Below are 4,600 nucleotides of genomic sequence, written 5' to 3'. Positions count from 1 at the left end.
GGCGCAACCCAGCGCCACGGCAAGCGCGGCTGCGGCGTCCGTCGCTGCTGCCCGCCCGAGCGCGCGCAGCCTTGCCTCCAGGCGCTCGCCCTCTACCACATACTCGCAGCGCCACCTCAGCACGCCAGCGGGCTCGCCGGCCCCCGAGGGTCCGCAGCGAACCAGCCGAACGTCGGCGCTGTGCAACTCGCCGAAGGTCAGGCTGCGCCTTGCCTTCAGCTCGCCGAGCGCCTGAGCGAGCGCCCCCGAGTCAGCGTTGTAGATGGCGAGGCCCTCTGCTTTGAGTCCGTGTAGTAGCGCGGCCTTCTCGATGGCGATCGCCGCAAGCGATCCAAGGCCTGCGCTGTGGGCCAAAGCGACGCTGGTGACGAGACCCACGTCCGGCGCTGCGAGCTCGCTCAGACGTGCGATCTCGCCGGGCGCGCTGCTCCCCAGCTCGACGACTGCTGTATCCACACTCGGATTCAGGCACAAAAGGCTCATCGGCAGACCCACCTGGTTGTTCAGGTTGCCGGCGCTGCGCAGGACCCGGCGACCCGTTGCCGCGAGCGCGCCCGCCACAAGCTCCTTGGTCGTCGTCTTGCCCACCGAGCCCGTGACGCCTACCAGGGTCCCGCGCCAATCGCGCCGATGAGCCGTTGCCAAATCGCCCAGCGCTCGATGGCTATCGCCGACGACCACCGCCGTCAGGCCATCGCAGCTTTCGGCAGCGTTGTCGATCAACACCGCAGCAGCGCCTGCAGATGTCGCCTGCGCAACGAAATCATGGCCATCGAAGTGCTCGCCTCGGAGCGCAACGAATAGGGCGCCAGGACGCACGGCCCGAGAGTCGATAGTCACGCCGTGCACCTGCTGTTCGAGCGAACCACCCACAAGACGCCCGCCGCACGCACGAGCCAACTCGCCGAGGGTGAAGCGAGCATTGTTGCTGGGAATCGCTGTTGCCATGGCTCAGGCCTTGTCCACCTCAACCGCAGGGTCCACCTCAACCGCAGGGTCCACCTCAACCGCAGGGTCCACCTCAGACGCAGGGTTCGTGTCGGCTGCCAGCGCCCGGCGAGCTTCCGAGCGATCGTCAAACGGGCGGCGCTCGGAACCGATCACTTGTACGGTCTCGTGCCCCTTGCCTGCGATCAGCACCGCATCCTCGGGCCCGGCATGCGTGATGGCAGTCCGGATCGCGCTGCGCCGATCTTCGCACACGGTGTATCCGCTAAGCCACGGTCCAGCTTCGGCGAGCGGGCTCTTACCTGCCTGTCGAACGCCGGTCTCGATCTGCGCCAGGATTTCTTCCGGCGGCTCGCGTCGAGGGTTGTCGCTCGTCAAGACCAAGACGTCAGCCAGGTCGGCAGCAAGCCGTCCCATCACCGGGCGCTTCGCAGAATCGCGCTCACCCCCGGCGCCAAACACCACCCACAGCCGGCCCGATGTGACCTTGCGCAACGCTGCAAGCACCCGAGCAAGCGCGTCGGGCGTGTGAGCGTAGTCCACGACGACGAGGCTGTGGCGCGCGTCCTCCTGGCGGCCAAGCGTGATCCGCTCGAGCCGTCCAGGAACTCCTGACATGCTACGGATTCCACTACTGATCTGGTCGAGAGTAAACCCCAAAGCCAGGCAACAACCGACCGAAACCAAGAGATTGTCGAGATTGTAATCACCGATCAGCGGACTCGCTAACTCCAATTTTCCTTGTGGAGTGTCGACGCTGGCTGTGGTGCCCCGGCGATCGGCACGCCAGCTGAGCGCGCGTACATCCGCTCGTGTCCCGGCTCGCTTGGAGCAGCGAAGCACCGGCATGCCGGCCCTCGACGCGAGCTCCGCACCAAACTCATCGTCGACATTGAACACAGCCTGCGCCGGCTCGAGCTCGAGGAACAGCCTCGCCTTGGCGCCTCTGTACCGTTCGAGATCGTGGTGATAGTCCAGGTGGTCCTGGCTGAGGTTGATGAAAGCTGCAACCTCGAACGGGATCGCATCCACCCGATGCTGTGCCAGCGCATGACTGGAGACCTCCGTCACAAGGTGGGTTGCACCGGCATCGACCGCAGCGCGTGCGAAGCGCATGAAGTCGTCGGCCATCGGTGTCGTATGCGTGGCTTCGACTTCCCCCTGAGGCCCCCTGAAGCTCACGGTTCCCGTCAACGCCGGGCAAGCCCCCGCCGCGCGCACCACCGATTCGATCAAATAGCTGATGGTCGTCTTGCCGTTGGTGCCCGTCACGCCGACGACCGCAAGGCTCGCGCAAGGGTCACCCTGTACCAGGCGTGCCACCTCGCCCAAGGCTATGCGCACGTTGGGACAGATCGCTTGAGGGGCGGCAAGCTCGAGCGCGCTCTGGCACAGAATCGCGACGGCGCCGCGACGGATCGCGTCTGCAGCGTAGCTGGCGCCATCGTAGTTGAGGCCCGGCATCGCGGCGAAGATCTCCCCGGGCCTGATACAGCGCGAGTCGTGGCGCACGTCGCCAAAGGCGACGCTGGCGTCACCACGCAGCTGCGCGACGAGCCCGCGATCAAGCAGGTCGGACAACGTATGGGTGCACGTCACCGCGCAGGCTCCCGCGCCACACTCGCCAGCACGGCCGCATGGGCCGGCTGGTTTTCTCGCGGCCGCGCCTGCCGCCGGGTCAAGCGCTTCGCGGAGCCCGGCGTGCCGGCGCCGCTTGCCGATCTGGCCAGCGCCCGACTTCGGCTCGTGGATAGGCGGCCCGATCGGCTCCGCCTCATCGTGCCCGGGCTCGAAGCCCGGCCGTAATCGGGGCGGCCCTCGCTCGAGGCGTCGCCCGACGCAAGCGGGGCCAGCACCAACCGCAGGACACTGCCCTGCTCCGCCACGGAACCGGCCGATGGCCGCTGACTCACCACCACCCCCGAGCCTTCGACGACAGGCTTCAGATCTACATCGTGCGTCGCCACGATGGCGCTGCGCGCCGAGGCACCAAGCAAATGCGGCACGAGCACCTGCCCCTCGGCCAGCTTTCGACGCGAGGCGATGGTCTCCGCCAACGATGCCTTGTTCGCGTTGCCCGCGTCTCGCGACGAAGCGCCAGCCCCGTGCCGCGATCCCACCTTGGTCTGCCGGCTCCTGTGACCCTTTGCCAACGCTCCCCCGCCATGCGCCGCAGGCACGCCCAGATGGCGCAGCGCGGCCGAAGCAATACGACGAAAAGCCGGCCCCGCAACCTTGCCGCCATAGTGGGCAATGACCGGCTCGTCGATCACGACGGCCACGACGATGCGCGGCTTGTGGACCGGCAAGAAGCCCACGAACGAGGCGGTCCAACGGTCTTTTGCGTAGCCGCCTCGTTCGTAGTCCGCTTTCTGCGCCGTGCCGGTTTTCCCAGCGGCCAAGTATCCTTCGACCGACGCGTCGTCGGCTGTCCCTCCCGGTTCCGTCACGGAGGTGAGCATGTCGCCGACCAGTCGCGCTACCCATTCGGGAACGACCCGACGCCGCACGACAGGCCGTGCACTTTCCAGAGCCTCTCCGCGTGCGTTGCGGATCTCCCGCACGAGCCAGGTCTTCATCAGCCGGCCACCATTGGCGAGCGCGCCCGTGGCCACGGCGAGCTGCAGCGCTGTGGAGCTCATCCCCTGCCCGAACGCGACCGTTGCGGCGTCCATCTCGTACCAGCGCCTGTAATGGCGCAGGATCCCAGCCGTCTCACCGGGCAGAGGCAGCCCCGTTCGCTGTCCGAAGCCGAAGCGGCGCAGCGCGCGATACAGTCCTGCCCGCCCAAGCTTCATTCCGATCTTCGCCGTACCGATATTGCTCGAGTACTTCAGGATGTCCGCCGGTGTCAGCCTGTCCCACTTGCGCGTGTCATGAATGGTGTACTCGGCGATCTCGAGGGCGCCGTTTTCGCAGTCGATCTCCTCGTCAGGCTTGAGCGCACCAGCCGCTAACGCCCCCGCCACGGTGAACGGCTTCACCGTGGAGCCCGGCTCGAAGCGATCGGTCACCGCTCGATTGCGTCGATAGGCGATGGGTGCGCCGCCAGGATCGTTCGGATTGAAGCTGGGGTGGTTCGCCAAGGCCAGCACCTCGCCGTTGCGAGGATCCAGGATAACGACACTGCCGGCTCGCGCCTCGAAGGTGCGCACGGCAAGCTGCAGCTCCCGCTCGGCAATGCGCTGCACCGTCTTGTCGATGGTGAGATAGACGTCGTCGCCCTGCGCTGCTCGATCGTCGAGCAACTGCTCGGAGAAGACCACGACGCCGCGCCGGTCGCGCAGAGCAGGCACGCTGCTCGACGATCCCCGCAGCCGATCGTCAAGCTTGAGCTCCACCCCCTCGATGCCCCGACCGTCCACGTCGGTGAAGCCGAGCAGGTGTGGCGCAAGTCGCCCATTGGGATAGTAGCGGCGCGCCTCGCGCGACATGCGGATACCGGCGAGCTTCAACGCCCGCACGGCCGCCGCCTGCCTGGGCGTAATGCGGCGCTCGATCCACACAAAGTAGCGATCCGAGCGCAAGCGACGCAGCACGATCTCGCGATCGATCTCGAGGTGCTTCGAGAGCAGTTCGGTCGCGTAGGCGGGCTCGATCCCGGCCTTGCGCATGGCGCGCGGGTTGGCCCACACGCTATCGACATCGACGC

At 67.0% G+C, this 4,600-nt stretch carries 3 protein-coding genes; all 3 read right to left on the bottom strand.

Features of this window, described 5'->3' with window-relative positions:
* A partial coding sequence (locus MJD61_14240) for a UDP-N-acetylmuramoyl-tripeptide--D-alanyl-D-alanine ligase (protein ID MCG8556429.1) occupies window positions 1-948 on the bottom strand: 948 nt, incomplete at its 3' end.
* Between the two features lie 3 nt (window positions 949-951).
* Complete coding sequence (locus MJD61_14235) at window positions 952-2,547, bottom strand: UDP-N-acetylmuramoyl-L-alanyl-D-glutamate--2,6-diaminopimelate ligase (protein ID MCG8556428.1); 1,596 nt, start codon at window positions 2,545-2,547, stop codon at window positions 952-954.
* Window positions 2,544-4,600 (bottom strand): penicillin-binding protein 2 (locus MJD61_14230; GenBank protein ID MCG8556427.1); only part of this gene is annotated, 2,057 nt, incomplete at its 5' end. The genes MJD61_14230 and MJD61_14235, both read right to left, overlap by 4 nt.

The organism is Pseudomonadota bacterium (assembly GCA_022361155.1).
GTDB lineage: Bacteria > Myxococcota_A > Polyangia > Polyangiales > JAKSBK01 > JAKSBK01.
The sequence above is the reverse complement of the archived record's forward strand: the minus strand, read 5'-3'. Positions and strand labels throughout refer to the sequence as shown.